This is a genomic window from Pseudomonas coleopterorum, from assembly GCF_900105555.1.
Taxonomy (GTDB): Bacteria; Pseudomonadota; Gammaproteobacteria; order Pseudomonadales; family Pseudomonadaceae; genus Aquipseudomonas; species Aquipseudomonas coleopterorum.
In genome coordinates this window covers 397,735-424,510 of record NZ_FNTZ01000001.1, presented here as the reverse complement: position 1 = coordinate 424,510, position 26,776 = coordinate 397,735, and the positions used below count along the sequence as shown (strand labels likewise).

Annotated in this window: 24 protein-coding genes and 1 pseudogene; 5 read left to right on the top strand and 20 right to left on the bottom strand. The window is 63.2% G+C overall.

What is annotated here, in order from left to right; translation table 11 throughout:
- The first annotated feature begins 126 nt into the window (after positions 1 to 126).
- On the top strand, positions 127 to 1,143 hold the full coding sequence (locus tag BLV18_RS01890; protein WP_090355892.1) for an extracellular solute-binding protein: 1,017 nt from the start codon (positions 127 to 129) through the stop codon (positions 1,141 to 1,143).
- Positions 1,144 to 1,163: 20 nt separating this feature from the next.
- Positions 1,164 to 2,693 (top strand): ABC transporter permease, encoded by a 1,530-nt coding sequence (locus BLV18_RS01885; protein WP_090361950.1) that lies wholly within the window; start codon positions 1,164 to 1,166, stop codon positions 2,691 to 2,693.
- A gap of 105 nt (positions 2,694 to 2,798) precedes the next feature.
- On the opposite strand, the gene BLV18_RS01880 is transcribed toward BLV18_RS01885, so the two are convergent.
- The 12 genes and pseudogenes from BLV18_RS01880 to BLV18_RS01825 form a co-directional block, all read right to left on the bottom strand.
- Positions 2,799 to 4,733 (bottom strand): methyl-accepting chemotaxis protein, encoded by a 1,935-nt coding sequence (locus tag BLV18_RS01880; protein ID WP_090355888.1) that lies wholly within the window; start codon positions 4,731 to 4,733, stop codon positions 2,799 to 2,801.
- Between the two features lie 142 nt (positions 4,734 to 4,875).
- On the bottom strand, positions 4,876 to 6,165 hold the full coding sequence (locus tag BLV18_RS01875; protein ID WP_090355885.1) for an adenylosuccinate synthase: 1,290 nt from the start codon (positions 6,163 to 6,165) through the stop codon (positions 4,876 to 4,878).
- Between the two features lie 54 nt (positions 6,166 to 6,219).
- Complete coding sequence (locus BLV18_RS01870) at positions 6,220 to 7,407, bottom strand: ATP phosphoribosyltransferase regulatory subunit (protein WP_090355883.1); 1,188 nt, start codon at positions 7,405 to 7,407, stop codon at positions 6,220 to 6,222.
- 235 nt (positions 7,408 to 7,642) lie between these two features.
- The gene (gene hflC / locus BLV18_RS01865) at positions 7,643 to 8,512 is read right to left on the bottom strand and encodes a protease modulator HflC (RefSeq protein WP_049862034.1); all 870 of its coding nucleotides are present in this window, start codon (positions 8,510 to 8,512) and stop codon (positions 7,643 to 7,645) included.
- Positions 8,512 to 9,696, bottom strand: coding sequence for an FtsH protease activity modulator HflK (hflK, locus tag BLV18_RS01860; protein WP_049862035.1), 1,185 nt, complete (start codon positions 9,694 to 9,696; stop codon positions 8,512 to 8,514). Before hflK ends, hflC begins: the two co-directional genes overlap by 1 nt.
- A gap of 96 nt (positions 9,697 to 9,792) precedes the next feature.
- Positions 9,793 to 11,094, bottom strand: coding sequence for a ribosome rescue GTPase HflX (gene hflX, locus BLV18_RS01855; RefSeq protein ID WP_049862036.1), 1,302 nt, complete (start codon positions 11,092 to 11,094; stop codon positions 9,793 to 9,795).
- Positions 11,095 to 11,106: 12 nt separating this feature from the next.
- Positions 11,107 to 11,367 carry an RNA chaperone Hfq gene (gene hfq, locus BLV18_RS01850; protein WP_043191144.1) on the bottom strand — a complete coding sequence of 87 codons (261 nt, stop codon included), beginning with the start codon at positions 11,365 to 11,367 and terminating at the stop codon, positions 11,107 to 11,109.
- A gap of 94 nt (positions 11,368 to 11,461) precedes the next feature.
- Positions 11,462 to 12,433 (bottom strand): tRNA (adenosine(37)-N6)-dimethylallyltransferase MiaA, encoded by a 972-nt coding sequence (gene miaA, locus BLV18_RS01845; RefSeq protein WP_090355880.1) that lies wholly within the window; start codon positions 12,431 to 12,433, stop codon positions 11,462 to 11,464.
- A gap of 3 nt (positions 12,434 to 12,436) precedes the next feature.
- Complete coding sequence (gene mutL / locus BLV18_RS01840) at positions 12,437 to 14,332, bottom strand: DNA mismatch repair endonuclease MutL (RefSeq protein ID WP_090355876.1); 1,896 nt, start codon at positions 14,330 to 14,332, stop codon at positions 12,437 to 12,439.
- A complete protein-coding gene (locus BLV18_RS01835; RefSeq protein WP_049862039.1) occupies positions 14,332 to 15,741 on the bottom strand; it encodes an N-acetylmuramoyl-L-alanine amidase in 1,410 nt (469 codons plus the stop codon). The genes mutL and BLV18_RS01835 overlap by 1 nt, the downstream gene beginning before the upstream one ends.
- 16 nt (positions 15,742 to 15,757) lie before the next feature.
- Positions 15,758 to 16,228, bottom strand: a complete 471-nt coding sequence (tsaE, locus tag BLV18_RS01830) for a tRNA (adenosine(37)-N6)-threonylcarbamoyltransferase complex ATPase subunit type 1 TsaE (protein WP_090355873.1) — start codon at positions 16,226 to 16,228, stop codon at positions 15,758 to 15,760.
- Positions 16,216 to 17,022: pseudogene (locus BLV18_RS01825) on the bottom strand (NAD(P)H-hydrate dehydratase); the annotation flags it as partial. The gene tsaE and the pseudogene BLV18_RS01825, both read right to left, overlap by 13 nt.
- Before the next feature lie 141 nt (positions 17,023 to 17,163).
- Here BLV18_RS01825 and queG point away from each other — a divergent pair.
- Positions 17,164 to 18,234: a tRNA epoxyqueuosine(34) reductase QueG gene (gene queG / locus BLV18_RS01820; RefSeq protein WP_090355869.1), complete on the top strand. Its 1,071-nt coding sequence runs from the start codon at positions 17,164 to 17,166 to the stop codon at positions 18,232 to 18,234.
- On the opposite strand, the gene BLV18_RS01815 is transcribed toward queG, so the two are convergent.
- The 6 genes from BLV18_RS01815 to BLV18_RS01790 all read right to left on the bottom strand — a co-directional run bounded on the left by BLV18_RS01815 (position 18,219) and on the right by BLV18_RS01790 (position 22,614).
- On the bottom strand, positions 18,219 to 18,827 hold the full coding sequence (locus BLV18_RS01815; protein WP_043191159.1) for a trimeric intracellular cation channel family protein: 609 nt from the start codon (positions 18,825 to 18,827) through the stop codon (positions 18,219 to 18,221). The genes queG and BLV18_RS01815 overlap by 16 nt on opposite strands.
- A 117-nt stretch (positions 18,828 to 18,944) precedes the next feature.
- A complete protein-coding gene (locus tag BLV18_RS01810) occupies positions 18,945 to 20,015 on the bottom strand; it encodes a 2Fe-2S iron-sulfur cluster-binding protein (RefSeq protein ID WP_090355864.1) in 1,071 nt (356 codons plus the stop codon).
- Positions 20,016 to 20,918 (bottom strand): diiron oxygenase, encoded by a 903-nt coding sequence (locus tag BLV18_RS01805; RefSeq protein ID WP_090355861.1) that lies wholly within the window; start codon positions 20,916 to 20,918, stop codon positions 20,016 to 20,018.
- A 60-nt stretch (positions 20,919 to 20,978) separates the two neighbouring features.
- A complete protein-coding gene (locus BLV18_RS01800; RefSeq protein WP_090355858.1) occupies positions 20,979 to 21,206 on the bottom strand; it encodes a hypothetical protein in 228 nt (75 codons plus the stop codon).
- A 5-nt stretch (positions 21,207 to 21,211) separates the two neighbouring features.
- Positions 21,212 to 21,919 (bottom strand): MOSC domain-containing protein, encoded by a 708-nt coding sequence (locus tag BLV18_RS01795; RefSeq protein WP_090355856.1) that lies wholly within the window; start codon positions 21,917 to 21,919, stop codon positions 21,212 to 21,214.
- Positions 21,916 to 22,614, bottom strand: a complete 699-nt coding sequence (locus tag BLV18_RS01790; protein WP_090355852.1) for a glutamine amidotransferase — start codon at positions 22,612 to 22,614, stop codon at positions 21,916 to 21,918. The genes BLV18_RS01795 and BLV18_RS01790 overlap by 4 nt, the downstream gene beginning before the upstream one ends.
- Positions 22,615 to 22,642: 28 nt before the next feature.
- On the opposite strand from BLV18_RS01790, the gene BLV18_RS01785 reads away from it, so the two are divergent.
- Positions 22,643 to 23,953: an aminotransferase class I/II-fold pyridoxal phosphate-dependent enzyme gene (locus tag BLV18_RS01785; RefSeq protein ID WP_090355849.1), complete on the top strand. Its 1,311-nt coding sequence runs from the start codon at positions 22,643 to 22,645 to the stop codon at positions 23,951 to 23,953.
- A gap of 181 nt (positions 23,954 to 24,134) precedes the next feature.
- On the opposite strand, the gene orn is transcribed toward BLV18_RS01785, so the two are convergent.
- Complete coding sequence (orn, locus tag BLV18_RS01780; RefSeq protein WP_090355847.1) at positions 24,135 to 24,677, bottom strand: oligoribonuclease; 543 nt, start codon at positions 24,675 to 24,677, stop codon at positions 24,135 to 24,137.
- A gap of 97 nt (positions 24,678 to 24,774) precedes the next feature.
- Here orn and rsgA point away from each other — a divergent pair, with 97 nt between their 5' ends.
- Positions 24,775 to 25,806 carry a small ribosomal subunit biogenesis GTPase RsgA gene (rsgA, locus tag BLV18_RS01775; protein ID WP_090355841.1) on the top strand — a complete coding sequence of 344 codons (1,032 nt, stop codon included), beginning with the start codon at positions 24,775 to 24,777 and terminating at the stop codon, positions 25,804 to 25,806.
- On the opposite strand, the gene BLV18_RS01770 is transcribed toward rsgA, so the two are convergent.
- Positions 25,800 to 26,720, bottom strand: a complete 921-nt coding sequence (locus BLV18_RS01770) for a LysR family transcriptional regulator (RefSeq protein WP_049862051.1) — start codon at positions 26,718 to 26,720, stop codon at positions 25,800 to 25,802. The genes rsgA and BLV18_RS01770 overlap by 7 nt on opposite strands.
- Positions 26,721 to 26,776 lie beyond the last annotated feature (56 nt).

Here is a 26,776-nt window from a genome sequence, read left to right as displayed (position 1 = left end):
CACGGCGCATCCTTCGCGGCCGATGACCGCTCCTACGGCGGGCTCGTACGGCGCACGAGCACCTGAGAACCCATATCGTTTACAATTGTTTCAAGATTCCGCTGCCCTGCCGTAAGGAAGTAGTCCATGACGTCTCGAAACCCCCGGTCCCTGCTGCGTGCATTGGCTGCATGCCTGCTGAGCACCGCCCTGGCCGTTCCACTGGCCCAGGCCGCCGACAAGGTCGAACTGACCCTCTACAACGGTCAGCACAAGGAAATTGGCGAAGCCATCGCCAAGGCCTACGAGGCCAAGACCGGGATTCATGTCAATGTCCGCAAGGGCAGCAGCAATCAACTGGCCAGCCAGGTGATGGAGGAAGGCGAACGCTCTCCGGCAGACCTGATCTACACCGAAGAATCCCCGCCTCTGAACAACCTGGGCGAGAAAGGCTTCCTGGCCCAGACCGACGACAGCACCCTGAACATGCTTCCACCCGAGTACGTCGCCAAGGACGGCTCTTGGATAGGCGTGACCGCTCGCGTACGGGTTGTGGCCTACAACCCAAAGCTGATCGACGAAAAGGACCTGCCTGAAACGGTGCTGGAATTCGCCGAGCCGCAATGGCAGGGCAAGGTTGGCTTCGTACCGACCAGCGGCGCCTTCCAGGAGCAGGCCGTTGCCATCATCAAGCTGCACGGGCGAGAAGCTGCCGAAGAATGGCTGACCGGCCTGCGCGCCTTCGGCAAGACCTACACCAACAACATGGTCGCCCTCAAGGCAGTGGAAAACGGCGAAATCGCCACCGTGCTGGTGAACAACTACTACTGGTTCGCACTGCAGCGCGAGAAAGGCCAACTCGACTCCAAGCTGCAGTACTTCAGCAACGGTGACGCCGGTGGGCTGATCACCATTTCCTCGGCTGCGGTCCTCAAGTCCAGCAAGCACCCACGCGAGGCCCAGGCACTGCTCGCCTACATGGCCAGCGAAGAGGGTCAGCGCGTGATCACCCAGACTACCGCTGAATACCCCCTGCACAAAGGGATGGTCTCGGACCGTGGCCTCAAGCCATTCGACGAATTGCAGGCACCTGCCATCACCCCGGCTGACATCGGCAATGCCGAGGACGCCCTGGACATGGAACGGGACGTTGGCCTGAATTGATCACCCCCCCTGTCAGTGCCATGGGGCGGCGCAAGCGTCCCTCGATCTGGGTGCTCGCGCCCGTCCTGCTGCTGGTCGGACTGAGCCTGCTGCCCCTGCTCTACGTCGGCCTTAAAGCATGGCAGGCCGGCTTGCACGAAGCGATCAGGTTGCTCTGGCGCCCCTACGTCCTGCGTTTGCTGGGCAACACCCTGATGTTGATGGCTGGGGTAACCGCGGCCTGCGTGGTGATCGGTGTGAGCCTGGCCTGGCTGCTGGAGCGTAGCGACCTGGTCGGTCGGCGGCTTTGGGGCGTGATCCTGTGCCTGCCGTTCGCAGTCCCCGCCTTCGTCAGCGGCTTCACCTGGGTTTCGTTGAGCTCCGGATTCGAGGGGTTGGGCGGCGCCATCCTGGTCATGACGCTGTCGAAATACCCATTGGTGTTTCTTCCGGTCGCGGCGACGCTGCGCAATCTGGATACCTCGCTGGAAGAGTCAGCCCGTACGCTGGGGCAGAACCGCACCGGTGTGTTCTTCAAGGTGACCTTGCCGCTGCTGTGGCCTGCAGTGCTGGGCGGGGCACTGCTGATCGCGCTGCACATGCTGGTGGAGTTCGGCGCGCTGTCGATCCTGGGATTGCAGACCTTCACCACAGCGATCTATCAACAGTTCGAGCTTGAGTTCAGCAACACCAATGCGGCAATGCTGTCAGCGCTGCTGCTGGTTCTGTGCCTGTTGCTGCTGTGGCTGGAGCTGAGGGTGCGGGGTACCGCGCGCCACATTCGTACTGGTCAAGGCGCAGCCCGCCGGGCAACACCGTTGCGGCTGGGGCCCTGGCGTGTAGTGGCGCAGCTGTATTGCCTGCTGCTGGTGGTCGTCGGCAGTGGCGTGCCGCTGGGCATGCTGGGGTATTGGCTGGTGAAAGGCTCGTCGGCCGCCTTTCCGGTGGCGGCCATTGGCGAGGCGTTGCTGACCTCGCTGTCACTGGCGCTGGGTGGCGCGGCGTTGTGCCTGGCACTGGCATTACCCGTCGGTTTGCTGGTCGTGCGCCATCGCGGCCGCCTGGCGATCTGGGCGGAGCGTTTGCCGTACCTGCTGCACGCACTGCCCGGACTGGTGATCGCCTTGACCCTGGTGTATTTCGCCCTGCACTACGTTCCGGCGATGTACCAGACCACGGGTTTGCTGTTGCTGGCCTACGCACTGCTGTTTCTGCCCCTGGCGCAGGCGCCTGTCCGTAATGCTTTGAACAAGGCTGCGCCCCAGCTGGAAGAAGCCGCGCGCACGCTGGGCGCTACGCCCTTTACTGCCTTCTGCCGGGTGACGCTGCCCATCATTTTCCCGGCCATGGCTGCGGCATTCGCGCTGGTGTTCCTGGACGGCATGAAGGAACTCACCGCCACGCTGGTTCTGGCCCCCACGGGCATGACCACCCTGGCAACCGAAGTGTGGTCACACACCTCGAACATGGAGTTCGCCGCCGCCGCGCCCTATGCGGCCTTGCTGATCCTGATCTCCGGGGTGCCGGTGTACCTGCTCACGACTCGCATGTACCTGAGCCACACACGTTAGGCCCTCCTGTAGGAGCGGTCCGTGGCCGCGAAAAGGGCAACGCGGTTCGTCAGGTAGACCGCAATGCGCCTTTCGCGGCCTATGACCGCTCCTACAGGCGGGCATCTAAGCCCGGAACTGACCCAGGCTGGCTTTCAGCTGGGCCGCGAGCTTGTCCAGTTCTCGGCTGCTGGCCGTGGTCTGCTGCACGGCGAAAGCCGCTTTCTCTGCCTGCGCATGAATCACCTGCACCCTGCCCTTCACAGCCTGCGCGCCGCGGGCCTGCTGCTCGGCGGCCTGAGTCGCCAGGCCGATCGCCGCGTGTACCTGCTCCACCGAAGTCTGCACCGCTTGCTGCAGCCGCGCGCTGTCGCGCAGCACCGCCAGACCTTCGTCCGCCTGACGTCCGGCCTGGCCGATGGCCGCCACTGCCTCGCGCGCGCCGGCCTGCAAAGCGCCGATATGGGCTTGAATGTCGCCGGTCGAACTCTGCGTCTTGCTCGCCAGCGCACGCACCTCGTCGGCCACCACGGCGAAGCCACGCCCGGTTTCACCGGCTCGCGCCGCTTCGATGGCGGCATTGAGCGCCAGCAGATTGGTCTGCTCGGCGATCCCGTGGATCACCGTCAACACCACCTCGATCTGCTGACTCTGCTCGGCCAATCGCTCGATCACCTTGGACCCACTCTGCACCTGCCCGGCCAACGCTTCGATCAAGCCGCCGACTTGTTGAGAGGCCCGAGTGTTGTCGTCCGTGGCCTGACGGATCTCCGCCACTTGTTGCAAGGCCGACTGCATCGCCTGACTCTCGGCCTGAGCCTCATCGGCCATCTGCGACAGGTCCTGCAGGCTCTGCGCCACTTCATCGCGCTGCAATTGGGCGGCATCGTCGGCCCCCGCATTGCGTTGAGCCATGCTGCCGATTTCAACCCCTGTCTTGTGCGCCACCTCGCCCGCTTCGCGAACGATAGGCTGCAGCTTGTCGACAAAACGGTTGACGGCCGATGCCATGTCGCCGATCTCGTCGCGGCTGTGGATCGCCACCCGCTTGGTCAGGTCGCCTTCACCAGCAGCCAGGTCATCCAAGGCGCCGACCAGCAGGCGCAGGCGGTGCACTACACGCCGCCCCAGCACAGCGGCGAGCACCACCAGCATGGCAAGCCCAACCAGGGCCAAACACAGCCCGATGCGCCAGCGCAACTGCGCCGCAGCGTCCTGCACTGTGCTGTGGGTATTGGCCTGCATGGTCGCTGCCGCCGATTCCGCCGACTGCAGACGGGCCTGCAGGGCCTTGGCGCTTTCGGTCGAGGCGCCTTGCAGACTTTCGCCCACCAGTTGCCCGGCACTGGTAATCAGCGCAGCAAAACGCTTGTCCAGTTCGGCCACCTGCGCTTCGACGCCCGTGCGCGAAACGGCCATCAATACACGACCGATCTCCACGCCGTTGGGATTGATCGAGGCTTCGACATAGATCACCCCAGGATCATTCCTGGCCGCATCGAGCACCTTGTCCAAAGCACGCTCACCGGCTCCCTTGGCCATCAGCGCCTGGTTGATCGGGTTGTCGCGATTCAGGTAACGGGTCAGGTGCTCGCCCTGCGCGTCGTTATAGATCACGAACAGCACGTTGGGGTTGCGCTGAGCGCGACGGGCGAACTCGGACAGCGTCGGTACATCGTTGTCCCACATGGCCCGCGGTGCGACCGAGGCCAGCAGCTCGGCCATGTCGGTGGCCGAATCCTGCAGGTCCTTGTCCAGGGTCGCTCGAATCTGCGCCTGTTCCTGGGTCAGGCGCGCCGACAAACCGGCACTCAGGCGCTGACGCGTGTTCGCGGAAAGACTTTCGAGCCCGGAGGACACCTCCGCACTGGCGCTTTGCAGTTCCCCTGTCAGCCGCTGGCTGTCCTGGGCCATGCGCTGATCCAGGTCGGCTTCAAGTGCCGTGACGGTGCTTCGGGTCAGCGCAATGGCGGCCAGCACCTGCACCAAAAGAGCGATACCCAAGGCAATGAAAACCGGACGCAGCAAGCGGCTGCGCAGAAGAGAAAGGACAGCGGACATGTGAATCCCCTTTTTATTGACGCCATCGTAATACTGGCACCTGATTCGGAATCACACAGCAAACGCCGTGCCGGACGGCCGACCTGTCCCTGAAACGACAAAAGGCCCCGAAGGGCCTTTTGCTGTGGTGCACGAACCGCGATCAGCCGAACGGATGACGCAGCACGATAGTCTCGTTGCGATCAGGACCGGTCGAGATGATATCGATCGGTGCGCCGATCAGCGCTTCGACACGCTTGATGTAGGCACGGGCGTTGGCCGGCAGTTCTTCCAGGGTTTTGGCACCCACGGTCGACTCGGTCCAGCCCGGCACTTCTTCGTACACTGGCTGCAGGCCTACGTAGCTGTCGGCGTCGGTGGGGGCAACGTCATTGCCTTCTGCATCTTTGTAGCCGGTGCAGATGTTGATGGTTTCCAGACCATCGAGTACGTCCAGCTTGGTCAGGCAGATGCCCGAGATGCTGTTCACATCGATCGCGCGGCGCAGGATGACAGCGTCGAACCAGCCACAGCGACGGGCACGGCCGGTGGTTGCGCCGAATTCATGGCCTTGTTTGGCCAGGTGCGCGCCGACTTCGTCGAACAGCTCGGTCGGAAACGGCCCCGAACCTACACGGGTGGTGTAGGCCTTGGTGATGCCCAGGATGTAGTCCAGGAACATGGGACCGACGCCCGAGCCGGTCGCCACGCCACCTGCGGTGGTGTTGGAGCTGGTCACGTAAGGGTAGGTGCCGTGGTCGATGTCCAGCAACGAACCCTGGGCGCCCTCGAACATGATGTCTTTGCCAGCGCGACGCAGTTCGTGCAGCTCGGCCGTCACGTCCAGCATCAGCGGCTTGAGCAGCTCGGCGTATTCCTTGCACTCGGCCAGGGTCTTTTCAAACTCGATGGCCGGCTCTTTGTAGTAACCGACCAGCATGAAGTTGTGGTAATCCACCAGTTCACGCAGCTTGTCTTCGAAGCGCGGCATGTCGAGCAGGTCGCCCACGCGCAGGCCGCGACGTGCAACCTTGTCTTCGTACGCCGGACCGATGCCGCGACCGGTGGTGCCGATCTTCAGCTCGCCACGGGCCTTTTCACGGGCCTGATCCAGCGCCACGTGGAAGGACAGGATCAACGGGCAGGACGGGCTGATACGCAGGCGCTCGCGCACCGGTACGCCCTTCTCTTCCAGCTTGGTGATCTCGCGCATCAGAGCGTCGGGTGCAACGACCACGCCGTTGCCGATCAGGCACTGCACGCCTTCGCGCAGCACGCCCGAAGGAATCAGGTGCAGGACGGTTTTCTCGCCGTCGATCACCAGTGTGTGGCCAGCGTTGTGACCGCCTTGATAGCGCACTACCGCGGCAGCATGTTCGGTCAGCAGATCAACGATCTTGCCTTTGCCCTCATCACCCCATTGGGTGCCCAGGACTACGACATTCTTACCCATAACACTTGTCCTCATTCGCGCAAACTTGGTGCCGGCAGCGGCCGGCAGGAATACTCAAGAGGCCAGTGGCAGCACTTGCCATTGCCCGTTCTGCTGAATCAATTGACGGTCGCAATCTGCCTCGCCAGCAGCCTCGATCGTCTGGCCCGGCAGGGCCTGGACCACGCGCTGGCCCTCGCGGCGCAGCTGGCAGACCGCCTGCCACAGTGCTGCATCAGTGCTATCGGGCATCCAGACGCCACCGCACGGCAGTTCGATTCGAGCCCGGCCCAGGGTGACCAGGGACTTGAGGTCCGTGGAAAACCCGGTAGCCGGGCGAGCGCGGCCGAAATCCGCGCCTATGTCGTCGTAGCGGCCGCCCTGAGCGATGGACTGGCCCATGCCTGGAACGAACACGGCAAACACCACGCCGGTGTGATAGTGATAACCGCGCAGTTCGCCCAAGTCGAAGTACAGCGGCAATTGCGGAAAACGCAACGACAGGCGTTCGGCGATCGTCAGCAGGTCGTCCAGCGCGGTCAGCACCGCCGCCGGTGCATTGGCCAGGCGTACCTTGGCCTGGGCCAGCACCTCTCGCCCGCCACACAGCCCGACCAGAGCCCGCAGCATCTCGGCCAGATCGGCCTGCAGCCCTTCGGTCAGGGTGATCACCTCGTCGATGGCCTTGCGCTGCAGGGCATCGAACAACTGTTGCTCGACATCCCCCGACAGGCCCGCCGCGCGGGCCAGGCCACGGTAGATACCGACATGCCCCAGATCCATGTGCACGTCTGGCACATCGGCCATTTCGAGCATGGTCAGCATCAGGCTGATGACTTCCACGTCGCTGCTGGGGCTGGCATCGCCATACAGCTCCGCACCCAACTGGATGGGGCTGCGCGAGCTGGACAGAGCGCGAGGCTGCGCATGCAGGACACTGCCGGCATAGCACAGACGGTTCGGCCCTTCACGACGCAAGGTATGCGCATCGATACGCGCCACCTGGGGCGTGATATCGGCACGGAAACCCATCTGCCGACCCGATTGCGGGTCGATCACCTTGAAAGTGCGCAGGTCAAGGTCCTGGCCGGCGCCGGTCAGCAGCGATTCGAGGTATTCGATATGCGGAGTCACGACGAACTCGTAACCCCAGCTCTGGAACAGGTCCAACACCTGGCGCCGCGCGACTTCGATGCGCGCGGCCTCAGGCGGCAGTACTTCTTCGATGCCATCTGGCAGCAGCCAGCGGTCTACCGTTGCCATTACGCCTTTCCCCTATGATCCGGGTGGCCTGCCGTCGGGCTAGCCTTGAGTGAAGCAGAAATCGCCCACCGCAAGCATGTCGCGGGGCAATGTCCTCATGAACCGGGCCTATGAATCGGCCAATCGATCTTGCAGACGCAAAAAAGCCGGGAATTTCCCGGCTGCCGCATCATACACACGTTTTGCCGATCGTTCACCCCGCCGAACGGTTAAACCGCCCGGCGGGGAAAGCCGATCAGGGCTTGTACTTCTCCATGAAGCGGAAGAAATCGCTCTTGGAGTCGAGCACCATCACGTCGCTCTTGTTGGCGAAGCTCTGGCGGTAAGCCTGCAGGCTGCGGAAGAAGGAGTAGAACTCCTGATCCTGACCATAGGCCTGGGCGTAGATGGCTGCGGCCTGGGCATCACCGTCGCCGCGCGCTTCCTCGGACTCGCGATAGGCTTCGGCCAGCAGGACGCGACGCTGACGATCGGCATCGGCACGGATGCCTTCCGCCAGTTCGTTACCCTTGGCACGGTGCTCGCGCGCCTCGCGCTCACGCTCGGTGCTCATGCGCTCGAACACGCTGCGGTTGACTTCCTTGGGCAGGTCGATGGCCTTGACGCGCACGTCGATGACTTCGATACCCAGCTCCTTGTCGGCCATGCGGTTGAGTGAGGTGGTGATGTCGGACATCAGCGCATCCCGCTCACCCGATACCACTTCGTGCAGCGTGCGCTTGCCGAACTGGTCACGCAGACCCGATTCGAGACGACGCGACAGACGCTCGTCGGCGATCTGCTTCATGCCGGACGTGGCGGTGTAGTAGCGCTCGGCATCCTTCACACGCCATTTGGCATAGGCATCGACCATCACCGCTTTCTTCTCCAGGGTCAGGAACCGCTGGGTCGGCGCGTCGAGGGTCATCAGCCGCGCATCGAACTTGCGCACCTGGTTGACGTACGGCAGCTTCACATGCAGGCCGGGCTGGACATCGGCCTGAACCACGCGACCGAATTGCAGCAGAACCGCACGTTCGGTTTGCGCCACGATGTAGAAGCAGTTCCATGCTGCCACCGCCAGAACGACGGCGACGATCAGGGCGATCACAGATTTATTGCCCATCAGCGACTCTCCCTTGAACGCATTTCACGCTGTTGCTGCTGCAGGTCGGCCGCGGCGCGGGCGCCGGCGGCGTCGCTCGCCGATGACGGCGTGCTGGCGGCAGGCGTGCTGCTGTTGTTGCGGTCACCACCGACCATCTTGTCCAGCGGCAGGTAGATCAGGTTGTTCTGACCTTCCTTGCTGGCCACCAGCACCTTGCTGGTGTTGCTGTAGACGTCCTGCATGGTTTCCAGGTACAGACGCTGGCGGGTCACGTCGGGCGCCTTGCGGTACTCGGTGACCAGCTTGGTGAAGCGATCGGCCTCACCCTTGGCACGCGAAACCACTTCGTCGCGGTAGCCGTTGGCATCTTCGATGATGCGCTGGGCCTGACCGCGAGCCTCGGGAATCACGCCGTTGGCATAGCCTTCGGCCTGGTTGCGCGAGCGTTGCTCGTCTTCACGGGCACGGATCACGTCGTCGAAGGCTTCCTGCACTTCACGCGGGGCTGCCGCGCTCTGTACGTTGACCTGGGTGACGGTGATACCGGTCTGGTAGGTGTCGAGGAACCGCTGCAGGCGCTCCTTGATCTCGCCAGCCATCTGCTCGCGGCCTTCGGTCAGCACCTGGTCCATGGCGGTGGAACCCACCACATGGCGCAGCGCACTGTCGGTGGCGTGCTGCAGGCTGATTTCAGGCTGGTCGACGCGCAGGACGAAATCCTGCAGGTTGGTGATCTTGTACTGCACGGTCAGCGGTACCTCGACGATGTTCTCGTCTTCGGTGAGCATCTGGCCCTGCTTGGTATACGAACGCTCGCGCGTGACGTTTTCCAGGTACTTGCGGTCGATCGGCGGGAAGTAGATGTTCAGACCCGGACCCACGGTTTCGTAGTACTTGCCGAAGCGCAGTACAACCGCCTGTTCCTGCTCGTCCACCACATACACCGCGCTGTACAGCCAGATAGCGCCGAGCACGGCAAGGCCGATGCCCAACAGGCCGAGACCACCGCCCTTGGACGTGCCTCCCCCGTCGCCACCACCACCTGTGCGTTTCTTTCCACCGCCGAACAGACCGTTCAGGCTGTCCTGCAGTTTGCGGAAGGCCTCGTCGAGATCCGGTGGCCCCTTGCGGTCGCCTCCACGGCGTTTTCCACCCCAAGGATCTTGATTGTTCGAGTTGCCACCCGGCTCATTCCAAGCCATAGCGCTCTCCATCTGATAAAGCAAAGACGCACCCACGGCGCGCCGACCAATGCTACAGAATGCCCGACACGACAGCACAGCTGCCACGTCAGGCTTTTATTGCAAAGTGTGTTGCTCGATGAATTCAGCGGGCTCCATGCCTTCGCGACTGACCAGGCGATTGAGTTCCGCACGTGGCAGGCGGATTGCCAGCAGACTGCCACCTTGCTCATCATGCGCTTCGCTTTGCACCGCGCCCAGCGAAAACAGCTGGGCACGCAGACGGCCCAGTTTCTGGCCCAACTGCAACGTCCCGACGAACAGGTCCTCGCCCAGCAGCTCGGCGACCGCCTGCTTGACCAGCTCGAGGCCGCGACCGTCGCGCGCCGATACCCAGACCCGGACCGGCTTGCCGTCCGCATCGCGCTGTATCTGCGGCTCGACGTTTTCGAGCAGATCGAGTTTGTTATACACCTCGAGGATCGGCAAGCCTTGTGCGCCGATCTCGGTGAGCACCGCCATGACCTGCTCGATCTGCGCCATGCGCTCGGGCTCATGGGCGTCGATCACGTGCAGCAGCAGGTCGGAGTTGCTCGACTCTTCGAGGGTGGCGCGAAACGCTTCGACCAGCTTGTGCGGCAGATGGCGTATGAAGCCCACCGTGTCGGCCAGAATCACCGGCCCCAGGTCGTTCAACTCGAGCCGGCGCAAGGTCGGATCGAGCGTGGCGAACAACTGGTCGGCTGCGTATACCTCGGAACGGGTGATCGCGTTGAACAAGGTCGACTTGCCGGCGTTGGTGTAACCCACCAGGGACACCGAGGGGATATCGGCACGCCGACGCCCCCGCCGAGCCTGCTCGCGCTGGCTGCGGACCTTCTCCAGGCGTTGCTTGATCTGGCGCAGGCGTACACGCAGCAGGCGCCGGTCGGTTTCCAGCTGGGTTTCCCCGGGACCGCGCAGGCCGATACCGCCACCCTGGCGCTCGAGGTGAGTCCAGCCGCGAACCAGCCGCGTGCTCATGTGCTCGAGCTGGGCCAGTTCGACCTGCAGCTTGCCTTCATGGGTACGGGCGCGTTGCGCGAAGATGTCCAGGATCAGACCGGTACGGTCCAGCACGCGGCACTCGAAGATCTTCTCGAGGTTGCGTTCCTGGCTGGGTGTGAGGGTGTGATTGAAGATCACCAGATCCGCGTGTTCGGTCTTGACCTGATCACGCAGTTCCTCGACCTTGCCGCTGCCGATCAGAAATTTGGCACTGGGCCGATGACGGGCGACATTGACGAATGCGACAGTTTCGGCGCCGGCCGAGATGGCCAGCTCCTGAAACTCCTGCGGGTCTTCGCGCGCCTCAGGGTCCTGACCATCCAGATGAACGAGGATCGCTCGTTCACCACCACCGTGGCGCTCAAAGAACAAGGCAGACTCCTATCAAGCGTTACCTGGGTCGGTGTCGCCCTGCTCGGATTCGGTCGCGCTTGGCAGACGAATCGGACGCACCGGTACAACAGTGGAAATCGCGTGTTTGTAGACCATCTGGCTGACAGTGTTCTTCAGCAGGATGACGAACTGGTCGAACGATTCGATCTGGCCCTGCAACTTGATACCGTTCACCAGATAGATCGAGACGCCGACCTTCTCTTTACGCAAGGTGTTCAAGTAAGGGTCTTGTAGCGAATGCCCTTTTGACATGTGCCGCACTCCTTTAAGGATCAATAGTGGAAAAGCTGTAAAAAGATGAAGGCTTTGACCGTCAGACCCCAAGGATAGACGGCAATTGCGGGACTCAGCTCAATATGGAGGCCGAGCCCAGGTATTTCAAGGTGCGAGGCAGATTGTCGCCCGCCAGGCTGTCGAGCCAGTGCAGATCGGCCCAACCGCGCAACCAGGTGAACTGCCGTTTGGCCAATTGGCGAGTGGCGATGATGCCGCGTTCGCGCATCTGCACCTCGGTCAGCTTGCCATCCAGATGATCCCAGACTTGCCGATAGCCCACCGCTCGTATAGACGCGAGCCCAGCATGCAAGTCACTTCGAGCACGCAAGGCAGTGACCTCCTGGACGAAGCCTTGTTCCAGCATTTGTTCGAAACGCATGGCAATTCGCTCATGCAGCACCGAACGATCGGCGGGCGCGATGGCCAGGTTGGCCACAGTATAGGGCAATTGCCCGCTTGCCAATGCGCCTGGTTCGGTACTTTGCGCAGATTGTCGCGCGCGCAGCTCGGTCATGCTCGAACCACTTACGCGGTACACCTCCAGCGCCCGGATCAGGCGTTGCGGATCGTTGGGATGGATGCGCGCGGCGGACACCGGATCGACCGCCGCGAGCTGGTCGTGCAATGCCTGCCAGCCTTCGCGGGCGGCCTGCGCTTCCAGGTCGGCGCGCACCTGGGCGTCGGCGCCGGGCATGTCCGCCAGCCCTTCGAGCAACGCCTTGAAATACAGCATGGTGCCGCCGACCAGCAGCGGGATATTGCCGCGCGCGGTGATCTGCGCCATGGCTTGCAGGGCGTCGCGCCGGAAATCGGCGGCGCTGTAGCTCTGCGCCGGGTCGAGGATGTCGATCAAGGCATGCGGGTGGGCCTTGAGCACCGCGGTAGACGGCTTGGCGGTGCCGATGTCCATGCCGCGGTAGACCAGCGCCGAGTCGACGCTGATCAGCTCGCAGGGCAACACCTTGCTCAGCTCGATGGCCAGGTCGGTCTTGCCGGCGGCGGTGGGTCCCATGAGGAAGATCGCCGGAGGTAGGCCACTCATCGATCAACGCCCGCGCAGGAAGAGTTTGTCCAGATCGTCCAGGCCCATCTGGGTCCAGGTCGGTCGGCCATGATTGCACTGGCCGCTGCGCTCGGTGTTTTCCATGTCACGCAACAGGGCGTTCATCTCCGGCAGGGCCAGGCGCCGGTTGGCGCGAATCGCCCCGTGGCAGGCCATGGTGCCCAGCAGTTCGTTCAAGTGTGCCTGGATGCGGTCACTGGTGCCGTACTCCATGAGGTCGGCGAGCACATCGCTGACCAGGCGATTGGCTTCGGCCTGCTTGAGCAGCGCCGGAATCTGGCGGATGGCCACGGTTTCCGGCCCCAGACGCTGCAACTCGAAGCCCAGGCGCTGGAACCAGGCCGCGTGTTCTTCGGCGCAGTCCGCTTCGCGTTGGCTCATGACCAGCGACTCGGGCACCAGCAGCGGCTGCCCGCTCAGTCCCTCACTGGCCATGGCGATCTTCAGGCGCTCGTACATGATCCGCTCATGGGCCGCATGCATGTCCACCAGCACCAGCCCTTGTGCGTTTTCGGCCAGGATGTAGATGCCCTTGAGCTGCGCCAGGGCATAACCCAACGGGGGAATGTCACCCTGGCTCTGCGGCAGGCTGGGGATCGGTGCGGTGCTGCTGCCTGCGGTCGGCAACGGCGCGAAGAATTCCCGGTAGGCGCTTTGCGCCTCGGCCACCGGCAAGGCTGCAGTCGGCCGCGGCGTGTACGAGTAACCACCACCGGAACCACCGTTCGACTGCGGTGCGGTCATGGGCGGCTGCAGCAGGTTCGCCGACAGGCCCATTTCACCCTGAGGACCGAACTCGCCGGCCTGCGCGCCACTGGGTCGCGGCGCCTGCGACTGCGCCGGCGCGGTTGCCAACTGGTCTTCAGGGCGCACGTCGGCCAGTGCACGGTGCAATGTGCCGTAGAGGAAGTCATGCACCATGCGCCCGTCGCGAAAGCGCACTTCATGCTTGGTCGGGTGCACGTTGACGTCGACGACCGCCGGATCCACTTCCAGAAACAGAACGAAGGTCGGGTGGCGGCCATTGAACAGCACGTCGCGGTAGGCCTGGCGCACCGCATGGGCGACCAGCTTGTCGCGTACCGCTCGACCGTTGACGAAGAAATATTGCAGGTCGGCCTGACTCCGGGAAAACGTCGGCAAACCGACCCAGCCCCACAGACGCAGGCCATTGCGCTCGACCTCGATCGGCATCGCCTGTTCGAGAAACGCCGGGCCACAAACCGCAGCGACCCTTCGGGCGCGGGCAGTTTCGTCATGCGCTTCGTGCAGGCCGAGGATGCTCTTGCCGTTGTGTCGCAGGTGGAAGCCGACGTCGAAGCGCGCCAGCGCCAGGCGTTTGATGACCTCCTGCAGGTGGTCGAACTCGGTCTTCTCGGTCTTGAGAAACTTGCGTCGCGCCGGGGTATTGAAGAACAGGTCGCGGACCTCGACCGAGGTGCCTACCGGGTGCGCGGCAGGCTGCACGCGGGCATCCATGTCGCGACCTTCGGTTTCGACCTGCCAGGCCTGGTCGGCAGTGGCCGTGCGCGAGGTCAGGGTCAGACGGGCCACCGAACTGATCGAGGCCAGCGCTTCCCCACGGAAGCCCAGGCTCATCACCCGTTCCAGATCCTCAAGGTCGCGGATCTTGCTGGTCGCATGGCGTGCCAGCGCCAGGGGCAGGTCGTCGGCGGAGATACCGCTGCCGTCGTCGCGCACGCGCAGCAGCTTGACGCCACCCTGTTCGACTTCGATGTCGACGCGGCGAGCGCCCGAGTCCAGGCTGTTTTCCAGCAGTTCCTTGATCACCGAGGCAGGACGTTCGACCACCTCGCCCGCGGCGATCTGGTTGGCGAGCCGCGGGCTGAGCAGCTCGATACGGGCCGATTCAGTCATTACTGGGACGCCAGGGCAGTGCTGGGAATGGTGACTTCCTGGCCAATTTTCAGTTCGTCGGTCTTCAGGTCGTTGGCGCTGCGCAGGGTGGCAATGCCCAGGTCGTAGCGCGCGGCCAGCATGGCCAGCGTTTCGCCGGGACGCACTACGTGGGTGCTGGGGCCCCGTGCGATCTTGCCGGTGTCACGCAGCCAGGCCATGTAGGTCCCGGGCGGCGGGTTCTGCTGGAAGAACTGCTTCACACCGGTACGAATGGAGCGCGCCAGAGCCTGCTGGTGACCCGAGCTTTGCAGCTTGTTGGCTTCGTTGGAGTTTGAGATGAACCCGGTTTCCACCAGGATCGAAGGGATGTCCGGCGATTTCAGCACCATGAACCCGGCCTGCTCGACACGACGCTTGTGCAGCGGCGTCACCTGGCCGATGTTGCTCAACACTTTCTGGCCCACGTTGAGGCTGGAAGTCAGCGAAGCGGTCATCGACAGGTCCAGCAGTACACCGGCCAGCATGCGGTCCTTGTCGTCCAGGCTGACGTTGCCAGCACCGCCGATCAAGTCGGAACGGTTTTCGGTATCGGCCAGCCAGCGCGCGGTTTCCGAGGTGGCGCCGCGCTCGGACAGCGCAAACACCGAGGCACCGAAGGCGGCCGAGGACGGCGCGGCGTCGGCGTGAATGGAAACGAACAGGTCGGCGCCCTTCTTGCGGGCAATTTCGGTACGTCCGCGCAGCGGGATGAAATAGTCGCCAGTGCGCGTCAGCTCGGCACGAAAGCCTTGTTCGGCGTTGATCTGGCGTTGCAGTTCCTTGGCAATCTGCAACACCACGTCCTTCTCGTGCTGGCCTCGCGGGCCGGAAGCACCGGGGTCTTCGCCACCATGACCGGCATCGATGGCGATGACGATATCGCGCTTGCCGCTGGGCACTGGCGTCAGTTTGATAGCTGGACGCGTTGGCGTGACCGGCACCGCCGGTGTGGTGGCCACGACCGGCTGAGGCGGCGCTGGTTCGGCATCGGCGGCCGAGTCGAACAGGTCGACCACCAGTCGATTACCGTATTGCTGGTTCGGCGCGAGGGTGAAGCTTTTTGGGGTGACGGCCTTTTTCAGGTCGACCACGACGCGCAGGTCGTTGGGCGTGCGCTGGGCCGAGCGCACGCTGGTGACGGGCGAGTCGCCGGGAGCGACGCTGAGCGGGGCGGACGCAGTGGCGCCGTTGATGTCGATCACCAGCCGGTCGGGCGATGTGAGCGTGAACACGCTGTGCTGGACCGGGCCGGTGAGGTCGAAGACCAGCCGCGTATTGTCCGGCGCTCGCCACAAGCGCACGCTCTTGACTTGTGTAGCGGCCACGGCATTGACGACAAAACCCGTCAACATCAGACCAACGACCGCGACCAGCGCGCGAATGCGCATACCTAACCCCATCAAATTATTTGGATTTCTGTGCCACAGCGGCACACCAGGACACGCCGCGCGGGCCCTGTGGCGATAACTTCAACAGCCTTCCGGCCGCTTGCGGGCTTATGGTAATGGTCAGGTCAGGCTTTGGCAAAAAGCCCGCACCCTGCTGGGGCCACTCGATCAGGCACAAGGCGTCCTCTTCAAAGTAGTCGCGGATGCCCAGATACTCCAATTCCTCAGGATCAACAAGGCGATACAGGTCGAAGTGAAAGGCTTTTATAGCTCCGATTTCGTAGGGCTCGACGAGGGTGAAGGTCGGACTCTTGACCGCCCCGACGTGCCCGAGGCCGCGGATCAAGCCCCGGGAAAAGGTGGTCTTGCCGGCGCCCAGATCACCTTCCAGAAAGATCAGTCCGTGGCCTTGGGTGACCTCTGCCATGCGCGCACCGAACGCGACCATCGCGTCCTCGCCTTCAATGAAAATCTCTACTTCTGACACGGGTAATGCTCCTCGAGCAACTGACGAATGGCAGGGATCAGATCGCTGGCGGCCAGGCCGCGGCCGCCCTCGCCCGACCGTTCTCCGGCACAGGCGTGCAGCCATACGCCCAGACACGCCGCATCGAAGCCGTCCAGACCCTGGGCGCGCAGTGCGCCGATCAGCCCGGCGAGGACATCGCCCAGCCCACCGGTGGCCATGGCCGGATGACCGTGCTCGCAGATCGCCAGGCGACCGTCGGGCGCCGCGATCAGGCTGCCGGCGCCCTTGAGTACACACACTGCCGCATATTGCCGGGCCAGGCGCCGGGCTGCAGCGGGGCGGTCTTCCTGGACCTGCGCGGTGGAAATGCCGAGCAGCCGCGCCGCTTCGCCAGGATGCGGGGTCAGTACCGCATCGGCGGGCAGCGTGACGGCGCCCTGGGCCAGCTGATTAAGGGCATCGGCGTCCCACACCTGTGGTTTGTCCTGGCTGGCCGCCACCGACAGCAGGCTGCGCCCCCAACCGGCCTGGCCCAGGCCGGGCCCGACCACCAGCACGCTAGCGGCCTCGGCCATTGGCAGGAGCTGATTGGCCGAGGCGATATCGGCCACCATCACTTCCGGCAGGCGCGCCAGCGCCGGCGCTACGTGCTCGCCTCGGGTGGCCAGCGAGACCATGCCGGCCCCGCTGCGCAGCGCGCTTTGGGCGCTGAGCAGCGCCGCGCCGCCGGTGCCGTGGTCGCCGCCGATCACCAGCACACGGCCGTACATGCCCTTGTGCGCATCCATCGGCCGCGCCGACAGGACTGGCAAGGTGGCCGGAGTGAGCGGCACGGCGGCCGCTGGCTGGCTGTGCACTACGTCGGGTATTTGCGTGTCTGGCGGCATGCTTGAACCTTTGCTGTCGATGTCTGGCAGAATTATACCCACCTCCGCACCGGTTTCCTCGCTCGCATGTCTGCTCCCACCATCGACCTTCCCGCCCTGGCGCTCTCCATCAAGCAATGGGGGCGCGAACTGGGTTTCCAGCAAGTCGGCATCGCCGGCCTGGACCTGGCCGAGCATGAACAACACCTGCAACGTTGGCTGGAGGCTGGCTACCATGGCGAAATGGACTACATGGCCGCCCACGGCAGCAAGCGTTCACACCCCGAGCAACTGGTACCCGGCACCTTGCGCGTCGTTTCGCTGCGCATGGACTACCTGCCCGGCGACACGCACATGGCGCAACGCCTGGCCGAGCCGGAAAAAGCCTACGTCTCGCGCTATGCCCTGGGTCGCGACTACCACAAGCTGATCCGCAAACGGGTGCAGCACCTGGCCGAGCGCATCCAGCAGGACATCGGCCCGTTCGGCTTTCGCGCCTTCGTCGACAGCGCGCCGGTGCTGGAGAAAGCCATCGCGCAGGAGGCGGGGCTGGGCTGGATCGGCAAGAACACCCTGGTCCTCAACCGCAAGGCGGGCAGCTACTTCTTCCTCGCCGAATTGTTCGTCGACCTGCCGTTACCGGTCGACGAAGCGCACGCCAGCGAACACTGCGGACGCTGCACGGCCTGCCTGGAGATCTGCCCCACCGCTGCCTTCGTCGGGCCCTATGTGCTGGACGCCCGCCGCTGCATTTCCTACCTGACCATCGAGCTCAAGGGCCCCATTCCCACGGAGTTGCGGCCGCTGATCGGCAACCGCGTGTTCGGTTGTGACGACTGCCAGATCGTCTGCCCCTGGAACCGCTTCGCCCGCCCCTCGGGCGAAGGCGATTTCCAGCCGCGGCATCAGTTGGACAACGCCGAGCTGGCCCAGCTGTTTCTGTGGGATGAAGAGCACTTCCTGAGCAGCACCGAGGGCTCGCCCCTGCGTCGCGCCGGTTACGAGCGTTTCCTGCGCAACCTGGCAGTGGGATTGGGCAACGCGCCATCGAGCATTCCGGTACTCGAAGCCCTGAAGACGCGCCGCGAAGACCCCAGCGAGCTGGTCCGCGAACACGTCGAATGGGCCCTGGCGGCCCATGCTCAACGGTCGTCGTAGACGAACTTGGGCATTTCCCAGTGGAAACGGATCGCCAACAGGCGCAGCAGGAAGCCACCGAACAAGGTGATCGACAGCGCCTGAATCGGCACCAGTTCCAGGTAGGTGCAGCCCAGAAAGCACCAGGCCGAGGCAAATGAAACGCTGGCATACAGCTCACGGCGGAACACCAGGGGAATGTCGTTGCAGAGGATGTCACGCAGGATACCGCCGAACACCCCGGTAATCATGCCGCTGATGGACGCCACCAGATAATCGTGACCCAGCTCCAGGGCGGTCATGGTGCCGATCAGCGTGAACGCCACCAGCCCCAGCGCATCGAGCACCAGAAACAGCGAGCGCAAGCGGCGCATGAGCGGCGCGATGAAGATCGTGACCAACGCCGCGACACTGGTCAGCACCAGATACTCGGGGTGCTTGACCCACGTCAGCGGATAGTGCCCCAGCAACACATCGCGCATCGACCCGCCACCCAATGCAGTCACACAGGCGATCAGCACGACACCGAACCAGTCCATCCCGCGCCGCCCTGCGGAAAGGGCTCCGGTCATGGCTTCAGCGGTGATGGCGATGAGGTAGAGGGTCAGCAGCATGGGAACCGGAGGACAGAAGACACGTAGTGTGATGGGCGCGGTATGAAGTGGAACATGGGTGCCGCGGTGGACGCCCATCATACCGGGCGCCCCCATGTGCTGTCCGCTTCACGAGGCCTAGATGCACAGAGTGAGCTCATTGCCCATAGGATAAGTACAGCACGCCAAGGCGTATCCATCTGCGCGCTCCTTCGCACTCAGGGCGAAATCCGCGTCGCGACGACACTCGCCATTCAGAACCTTGATCTTGCAGGCACCACAGATTCCAGCACGGCATTGACTGCGCACTTTCTGGCCCTGGGCTTCCAGCTGCTCAAGCAGCGTCAACGACTGGACCGCGTCGAACTCGACACCTGACGCAGGTATCTTCAAACGCACCGTTCCAGTGTTGCCCTGAGCCGCGGGCAGCGGCGAGTCGGACGAGCTGAATGCTTCGATGAAGTACCGAGCAGCACCATGTCGAACCGTCATGGCCCGGTGCATTTGGTCGGCAAATGCCTGGCTACCGCAAATCACTACACCCTGCGGCGCTTGCAGAGCATCCAGTGCGGCCTGGCTTGGCCGCCCCCGCAACAAGCATCCATTGTCTTGGTACAACGACTGACGGGTTATATGGATGCGCAAGGTGAACCAGCGCTCGGCAAGCTCTAGAATCATGAGTTCGGCGAGGCAAGGTACAGTGTCCAGAGAGGGCGTGCACAACAGCAAAGTGGTCCGCGGCACTGGGCCACCTTGCCGTACCCGATGCCTGAATTCGCGTATCAATGCCAAGGGCAAGGTAAAACCGATACCACCGGCCAACAGCGCCACGCTATCGAAGCCGGACAGCTGCTGTGCGGTGATGTCCCCTGCAATGCCCACGCAGCGCACCAGAGCGCCGACCATCAGATGACTGAACATCGCCTCCGAGACCCCCTTTGAAGGCACGCGTTGGACAATTATCTCGACTCGCCGCGGCCCGGGGCATGCCACGATCGAATAGCAGGCCCTACGCACACGGCCGTTCACGTCTGCGTATTCCAGTATCAGATACCGACCTGGGACACACTCCTCTGCCTGTTGCTCATTAAGTACCGTGAGAACGAACCTTCGTGCGTTCTCGGCAATATCGCACGCCACATCACAGCGCAGAAAACCTGGCTCAAGAGGCTTCCGAGCAGTGGGGCCTTCCTTGACCGAAAGGGCCATCTATTCCAGACCTATACGTGCGAGCAGACTGAAAACCGACTCCGTGTAAACTTCTACCTCGCTAGATCGGGAACATTCCATCAGCATGGCTTCATGGCCTTGGAATCCGGCCAGAGAAAGTGCTTGAGCCCAGGCACCCATTTCGTTGTCGGCAAACATCTCCACGGTCTTGGCAATGACCGCCTGCAAGTACGCCCGCTCGCGAACGCTGAGCGTATGAACGATATCGCACGCCACAAAGCTGAAAACGCTTGAATGACTCCACTCGTCCACTGCGTGAGTGCGGGTTACCTCATGGCACACCTGCTGGATGGAATCATCCTCGGACAAGGTTTTGAGATAGTCGGTAATCAAGGTTTCGCTAGCACAGGCAATACCGAATCGAGTCAGCCGCCGCTGCCACTCAGCCGTGCACGTGGCCAATATCTGATCTCGCCAGCGGATAAGATTGAAATCAGTGAAATCGAGATAGGGCAGCTTTCGGTTCAGATAGATGTAATTGCATGCCGTGACCGACATCTTGGTATGGAGCGCTTCATCGAGCAGCGCCTCCGACATCACGCGTTGCAGGATGTCACGGTTGCTAGACTCGACAGGCGGCCTTTTGATGATGTCCTCGCAGGCCGGCGTCACGATGTCGCATTCGATATAGATGGTTTTGAGGTTATAGATAATCCAGCCGTAGGACAGACATCTGGATTTCATCTCAGCCGAAGCCGCCTGCCAGTTTGGATGGCTTCGAAAAGGAACGAGCGACTCGCTAAAGTCCAACCTGCCGTGCTCGAAGAGCAATTCACTGTACGGGGTCGCATCATTATTGACTGCTGCCCGTACGTCCCATAAAGAAGACAACTTCTCCAGCATGTTCCTGACGCCATCATGGCTTTGCGGACCAACTTCCATATTCACGTGCTGCGTACCTCTTTACCTGTGATGTTCAACCAATAACGCCATTACTGGCATTCAAGTCTTTGCAAAGATGCCCTGCGCATACAGCAACCGAATCCCGTCGGGCGTGGATTCCAGCAGCCGGCGCTCACCCGTCTTGCGTTGTATATCGAGGGTGTAGCCCTCGCCTTCGGGGAAGCGGCGGACTACATCGGCCAATGCATGCTCGGCAGCGGCATGCTCGATATCGAACTGGCACCAGTACGCCCGGTGCAATTGAACGATGACGCGAAAGTGCTGCATGGTTTCTATTCTCCTGAAGGGGGACCCAGCACTCGGCTGGCCCAGTTCTCGATCTGGCCCGTTGCCAGGCGTCGCTCCACCAGTGCGCGCCAGGAAGGTACGAGCGGCAACTGCGCGAATTGGCTCAATTCATCGAAGTCCAGCGAGCGCTCGTACAACAGCGCGATGACTTTGCGCAGTGGCCATCGAGGGATTGGGCGATCCTGAAGCACGATGGGGTCGCCTGCCTGCAGGACACCGCTTTCGAGCACCCGGTAATACCAGCCGGTCATCGCACTGGCTTGCATGCGCAAGGCCATATCGCTCACTTCGAAGCGATCGTTGAGCTTCCAGCAAGGCTGCCGGGTCTGGCTGACTTCCAGCAACACGCTGCCACATCGAAAGATGTCGCCCAGGCACACCTGGGTTTCGTCTACACCGACAGTCGACAGGTTCTCGCCGAATGCAGCTGGCTGTGCCAGGCGTGGATGCTCGCCGATGAGCCGCTTCCATGCGTGGTAGTGCTCGAACGGATAATGGTGAATGGCTTTGTCGGGGCCGCCGTGAATGCGGCGATCCCCCTGCTCATCGCCCATGATTCCCAGTGTTCCCACTTCAACCGGCCCGGGGAGCGGGACCTTGTCGATGCCGGTGAAACTGCCTGGGCGCGTGAAGGGGCGCGACGTGCCGGCGAGCACGTGCCGCAATTCGATGGTGGGCAGCTCCTCACTCATCGCAGCCGTGCCAGCCAGTCGGTCAGGATCACGCTGGCTACCTGTGCGCCTGTGCAGCCTAGTGCCTGCGCCTGGGCACGCAGTTCGCGGGGGTCGATACGCTGCTGATGCAGCTCGTTGGCATGGCCGACCAGCCATGCTTCGAGCATCTGCGGTGCCACCTCGAGATGAAACTGCAGGGCCAGGACCTTATTGCCCAGGCTGAACGCCTGATGGGGACAGGCGTCGGTGGCAGCGAGCGCCACGGCCTGAGCGGGGATGTCGAACTGATCGCCGTGCCAGTGCAACACGGGGGTTCCCTGTGCCAAGGGCGCGAGGACAGAGTTGTGTCCGGCGTCGGTCAACGTGATGGGGCCGAAACCGATTTCCTTGTGTCCCATGGCAGCGACGCCCGCACCCAGGGCGCGGGCGATCAGCTGTGCGCCCAGGCAGATACCCAACAAAGGTTTGCCGCTGTCCAGGCGTTGGCGAATGAGTTCGAGCTCGTCCAGCAGGAATGGGTACAGCGCCTCATCGAAAGCGCCGATTGGCCCGCCCAGAATGATCAACAGGTCTGCCGAGATCACATCGAGGGACGCCAGCGGGTGCAGTGGCGCCTCTATCATTTCGATTTCATACCCCTCGGCTTCCAGCACCGGGGCCAGACTGCCCAGGTCTTCGAAGGCGAGATGCCGCACTACCAAAGCACTTTTCATTTATGTACCAATACAATAATATGAATGTATGAATACATTATTGACGAATGCGTCCACTGCCGTCGAGATCGCGGAGGCCATCGAGCGGCAGATACGCCAGGGTGATTTGCTTCAAAACGCTTCACTGCCTTCGGTGCGCGACTTGGCCGCGCAGCTCAAGATCAGCCCCAATACCGTTGCGGCGGCGTACAGAAGGTTGCGTGACAGCGGCACCGTGGTGACCGACGGGCGTCGCGGGACTCGGGTCAGCGCGCCGGCTTCGGAAATTGTCGAGTACGGCTTCGTGCTTCCTGAAGGGCTGTACGACATGGCCAGCGGCAACCTCGATGCCACGCTGCTGCCAGCGCCCGATCCCGAATGGCTGCTGCGCAACGTCACCCAGAGTGGTTTCGACCCGTTCGGCGATGACCCGCAGTTGTCGAGCCTGGCCCGCGAATGGCTCGACAGCCAGCAACTGCCCAGCGAGCACGTAGGTGTGTATTGCGGCGCGCTGGATGCAGTGGAGAGAGCGCTTCGTGCACGCTGCCGCCCGGGCGCCACGGTGCTGATCGAAGACCCATGCTGGCCGCCGTTGCGCGACCTGCTGACCGGACTACAGCTCAAGCCAGGGGGATTGAGCATGGACGAGCATGGCGCGCTGGCCCCGGCGCCGGAGGTGCTGCGTGGTGCGGCGGCCGTGGTATTGACGCCCCGTGCACAGAACCCGACCGGCTGCTCGTTCGATACCCCGCGCTGGCAGCAATGGTCAGCGGTCCTGCAGGACGCACCGCACACCCTGCTGGTGATCGACGATCATTGGGGACCGTTGAGCCAGGCCCCGGCCATCGACCTGCAACCGCTGCCGCAGCATTGGCTCTATGTGCTGTCGACCAGCAAATTCATAGGGCCCGACCTGCGCGTCTCGATTGCGGGCGCCAGCGCGTCCTTGCATGGCGAGATGCAACGCCAGCAGCGGGTCGGGCCGCGCTGGGTCAGCCTGCTGCTGCAGCGACTGACCGCCCATCTGTGGAACAGGATGTTGCAAGCGGGCCGCTTGACGGAAGTGGGTGCGGCCTATCGAAGCCGTCGACAATCGCTGGTCGAGGCACTCGAACTCATGGGTGTGAGCCTGTCCAGCTCAGGCGAAGGCCTGCACCTGTGGCTACCGGCCATTGACGAAACATCGACGGTGCAGGCCCTGGCCTCCGCAGGCTGGGCAGTCCAGGCAGGCAGTCCGTTTCGATTGCAGAGTGGGCCGGCGGTGCGCGTCAGTGTCGGTAATCTGGCCGAGGCCGATATCGCGCGACTGGCTGCCGATATCGCCAGTGCATTGCAGGCAGCGCGGCGTCGGGTGTATTGAGGGAGGTTGGCTCGAGGGCCTCTTCGCGGGCAGAGCCCGCTCCCACAAAGGGCTTGTCATAGGCTGGGAACCCGCTCCCACAAAGGGCTCGTCATGGACTGAGAACCCGCTCCCACACCGGCCTCTTCGCGGGCAGAGGGATCGCCGCCCGCTTCGTTTCCGCTGCAGGGTTCTACGGGCGTCAGAACTTGATGAAGTGCTTGCGGTAGTGCTGCAGCTCGGCGATCGATTCGCGGATATCGTCCAGGGCCAGGTGGGTGCTGCCCTTCTTGAAGCTGTCCTTGACCTCGGGCGCCCAGCGCGCGGCCAGCTCCTTGAGGGTCGAGACGTCCAGGTTGCGGTAGTGGAAGTAGTTTTCCAGCTCACGCATGTGGCGGTAGAGGAAGCGGCGATCCTGGCAGATGCTGTTGCCGCAGATCGGCGACTTGCCCTTGGGCACCCACTGCTCCAGAAAGGCGATGGTCTGTGCTTCGGCCTGGGCCATGCTGACGGTGCTTTCGCGAACGCGCTGGGTCAGGCCCGAGCCGCCGTGCTGGCGGGTGTTCCACTCGTCCATGCCGGCCAGGATCTCGTCGCTCTGGTGGATGGCGATGACCGGGCCTTCGGCCAGGGTATTGAGGTCGCTGTCGGTGACGATGGTGGCCATTTCGATGATGACGTCGTGGTCCGGGTCCAGACCGGTCATTTCCAGGTCGATCCAGATCAGGTTCTGTGGGTTCTGCATTGGGGGGGCTCCTGGGTGTAGCTGCGCAGTCTAGCGTAGCCGGGCGTGCTAGTATCCCGCCTTCGTTCACGCTTGAACTCATTTACACGGAACACACATGGCCAAACGCCAACTGAACCGCCGCCAGAACTGGCGCATCGAAAAAATCCAGGGCGAGCGCGCCGCACGCGCCGCCAAGCGCGAGTCCCAGGCCCTGGAGACCCTCGAAGGCGGCGACCTGGGTCCCGAGCAGACGGGGCTGGTCATCGCCCACTTCGGTGTTCAGGTGGAAGTCGAGGCACTGGAAGGCGAGCACGCCGGTCAGGTCTGCCGTTGCTACCTGCGGGCCAACCTGCCCTCGCTGGTCACCGGCGACAAGGTGGTCTGGCGCGCCGGCAACCAAGGCATCGGGGTCATCGTCGCGCAGCTGCCGCGCAGCACCGAACTGTGCCGTCCCGACAGCCGCGGGCAGCTCAAGCCGGTCGCGGCCAACGTTGACCTGATTGTCATCGTGTTCGCGCCCATGCCCGAACCCCATGCCAACCTGATCGACCGCTACCTGGTGGCCGCCGAACACGCCAGCATCCATCCCCTGCTGCTGCTGAACAAGGCCGACCTGATCGACGAGCAGAACGCGCCCGCGCTCAACGCGCTGCTGGCGGTCTATCGACAGTTGGGTTATCCATTGCTGGAAGTATCGGCGCATCAAGGCGATGGCATGCAGCAGTTGCAGGCACGTTTGGACGGCCATATCAGCGTGTTCGTCGGTCAGTCGGGGGTGGGCAAGTCGTCGTTGGTCAACAGCCTGCTGCCCGAAGTGCAGGCGCGGGTGGGTGCGCTGTCGGAATGGTCCGGCCAGGGCACGCACACCACCACCACCGCACGCTTGTTCCACTTCCCGGGCGGCGGCGAACTGATCGACTCACCCGGCATCCGTGAATTCGGCCTGGGCCACGTCAGCCGGGCGGATGTCGAGGCCGGCTTCATCGAGTTCGCCGACCTGCTGGGCACCTGCCGTTTCCGCGACTGCAAGCACGACCGCGAACCGGGTTGCGCTCTGCTCGGGGCGCTGGAAGACGGCCGTGTGCAGCAACAGCGCATGAACAGCTACCGCTCGATCATCGCCAGCCTGACCCAGGACACCTACTGACCGGTCCTGTCCTGAGGCCCCAGCGCCTGGACGATGTAGTCCACGAAGGCGCGCAGCTTGGGGGAACGGTAGCGCGCCTGTGGATAAAGCAGGTGCATGGGTCTGCCGGGCAGTGCGTATCGAGCCAGCACCTGGACCAGCTTGCCCTCTTCCAGGTCGCGGCGCACCAGCACATCAGGGAGCATGACCAGGCCCATGCCCGCCAGAGCGGCCTGACGCAGTCCCGCGCTGCTGTTGGTGACCAGTCGCCCTTGCACCTCGACGCCAATCGATCCATCCGGCCCCTGCATGGACCAACGTTTCTGCGTCCCGCGCCACTCATCGCCCGGGTTGTACATGAATTGCAGGCACTCATGCGCAGCCAATTCCTCGGGATCGCAAGGCGTGCCATGGCGACGCAAGTAGTCCGGGGACGCACAGATACTCAATCGATAGTCGTCCAGCGGACGGGCGATCAAGGTCGAGGGTTCGAGATTGCCCAGCCGTAGTGCGGCGTCGAACTGCCCGTCGAGCATGTCGTGTACCTGGTCACTGAGGCTGAGACTGACGCTGATCTGTGGATAACGTTGGAGAAATCCCGCCAGTGCGGGTGTCAGGCACTCAGCGCCGAAGGTCGGCGGCGCGGTGATGCGTAACAGTCCCTGCGCGGTGCCTTGGGCGCGTTCGGCCCAGCGCTCCGAATCGGCGACCAGCCCCAGCACCTCAAGACAACGCTGATAGTAGGCCTGCCCGGCGTCGGTCACCTGCTGGCGGCGCGTGGTGCGCAGCAACAGGCTCACGCCCAGACGCTGCTCCAGTGCCTGCAAGTGGTTGCTGACCATGGTCGTGGACAGATCGCACGCCTTGGCCGCTGCAGTCATGGTGCCTAGCTCCACCACTTTTACGTACACCTGCATCGCCTGGAACAGGTCCATTATCAACTCCCGGTGAAAGGTGCATTCAGCTTAACGCCATTTATCCACCTGAGGTT

What these genes read in the sequence shown, in the direction of transcription:
- hflK (WP_049862035.1), bottom strand. Translation starts at nt 9,696, where the DNA reads ATGGCTTGGAATGAGCCGGGTGGCAACTCGAACAATCAAGATCCTTGG.
- queG (WP_090355869.1), top strand. Translation starts at nt 17,164, where the DNA reads ATGTCTGCTCCCACCATCGACCTTCCCGCCCTGGCGCTCTCCATCAAG.
- BLV18_RS01770 (WP_049862051.1), bottom strand. Translation starts at nt 26,720, where the DNA reads ATGGACCTGTTCCAGGCGATGCAGGTGTACGTAAAAGTGGTGGAGCTA.
- BLV18_RS01810 (WP_090355864.1), bottom strand. Translation starts at nt 20,015, where the DNA reads ATGGCCCTTTCGGTCAAGGAAGGCCCCACTGCTCGGAAGCCTCTTGAG.
- BLV18_RS01880 (WP_090355888.1), bottom strand. Translation starts at nt 4,733, where the DNA reads ATGTCCGCTGTCCTTTCTCTTCTGCGCAGCCGCTTGCTGCGTCCGGTT.
- miaA (WP_090355880.1), bottom strand. Translation starts at nt 12,433, where the DNA reads ATGAGTGGCCTACCTCCGGCGATCTTCCTCATGGGACCCACCGCCGCC.
- BLV18_RS01785 (WP_090355849.1), top strand. Translation starts at nt 22,643, where the DNA reads ATGAATACATTATTGACGAATGCGTCCACTGCCGTCGAGATCGCGGAG.
- BLV18_RS01800 (WP_090355858.1), bottom strand. Translation starts at nt 21,206, where the DNA reads ATGCAGCACTTTCGCGTCATCGTTCAATTGCACCGGGCGTACTGGTGC.
- rsgA (WP_090355841.1), top strand. Translation starts at nt 24,775, where the DNA reads ATGGCCAAACGCCAACTGAACCGCCGCCAGAACTGGCGCATCGAAAAA.
- BLV18_RS01870 (WP_090355883.1), bottom strand. Translation starts at nt 7,407, where the DNA reads ATGGCAACGGTAGACCGCTGGCTGCTGCCAGATGGCATCGAAGAAGTA.
- BLV18_RS01885 (WP_090361950.1), top strand. Translation starts at nt 1,164, where the DNA reads ATGGGGCGGCGCAAGCGTCCCTCGATCTGGGTGCTCGCGCCCGTCCTG.
- BLV18_RS01890 (WP_090355892.1), top strand. Translation starts at nt 127, where the DNA reads ATGACGTCTCGAAACCCCCGGTCCCTGCTGCGTGCATTGGCTGCATGC.
- BLV18_RS01815 (WP_043191159.1), bottom strand. Translation starts at nt 18,827, where the DNA reads ATGCTGCTGACCCTCTACCTCATCGCCATCACCGCTGAAGCCATGACC.
- BLV18_RS01790 (WP_090355852.1), bottom strand. Translation starts at nt 22,614, where the DNA reads ATGAAAAGTGCTTTGGTAGTGCGGCATCTCGCCTTCGAAGACCTGGGC.
- BLV18_RS01805 (WP_090355861.1), bottom strand. Translation starts at nt 20,918, where the DNA reads ATGGAAGTTGGTCCGCAAAGCCATGATGGCGTCAGGAACATGCTGGAG.
- hfq (WP_043191144.1), bottom strand. Translation starts at nt 11,367, where the DNA reads ATGTCAAAAGGGCATTCGCTACAAGACCCTTACTTGAACACCTTGCGT.
- mutL (WP_090355876.1), bottom strand. Translation starts at nt 14,332, where the DNA reads ATGACTGAATCGGCCCGTATCGAGCTGCTCAGCCCGCGGCTCGCCAAC.
- orn (WP_090355847.1), bottom strand. Translation starts at nt 24,677, where the DNA reads ATGCAGAACCCACAGAACCTGATCTGGATCGACCTGGAAATGACCGGT.
- BLV18_RS01835 (WP_049862039.1), bottom strand. Translation starts at nt 15,741, where the DNA reads ATGCGCATTCGCGCGCTGGTCGCGGTCGTTGGTCTGATGTTGACGGGT.
- BLV18_RS01875 (WP_090355885.1), bottom strand. Translation starts at nt 6,165, where the DNA reads ATGGGTAAGAATGTCGTAGTCCTGGGCACCCAATGGGGTGATGAGGGC.
- BLV18_RS01795 (WP_090355856.1), bottom strand. Translation starts at nt 21,919, where the DNA reads ATGAGTGAGGAGCTGCCCACCATCGAATTGCGGCACGTGCTCGCCGGC.
- hflC (WP_049862034.1), bottom strand. Translation starts at nt 8,512, where the DNA reads ATGGGCAATAAATCTGTGATCGCCCTGATCGTCGCCGTCGTTCTGGCG.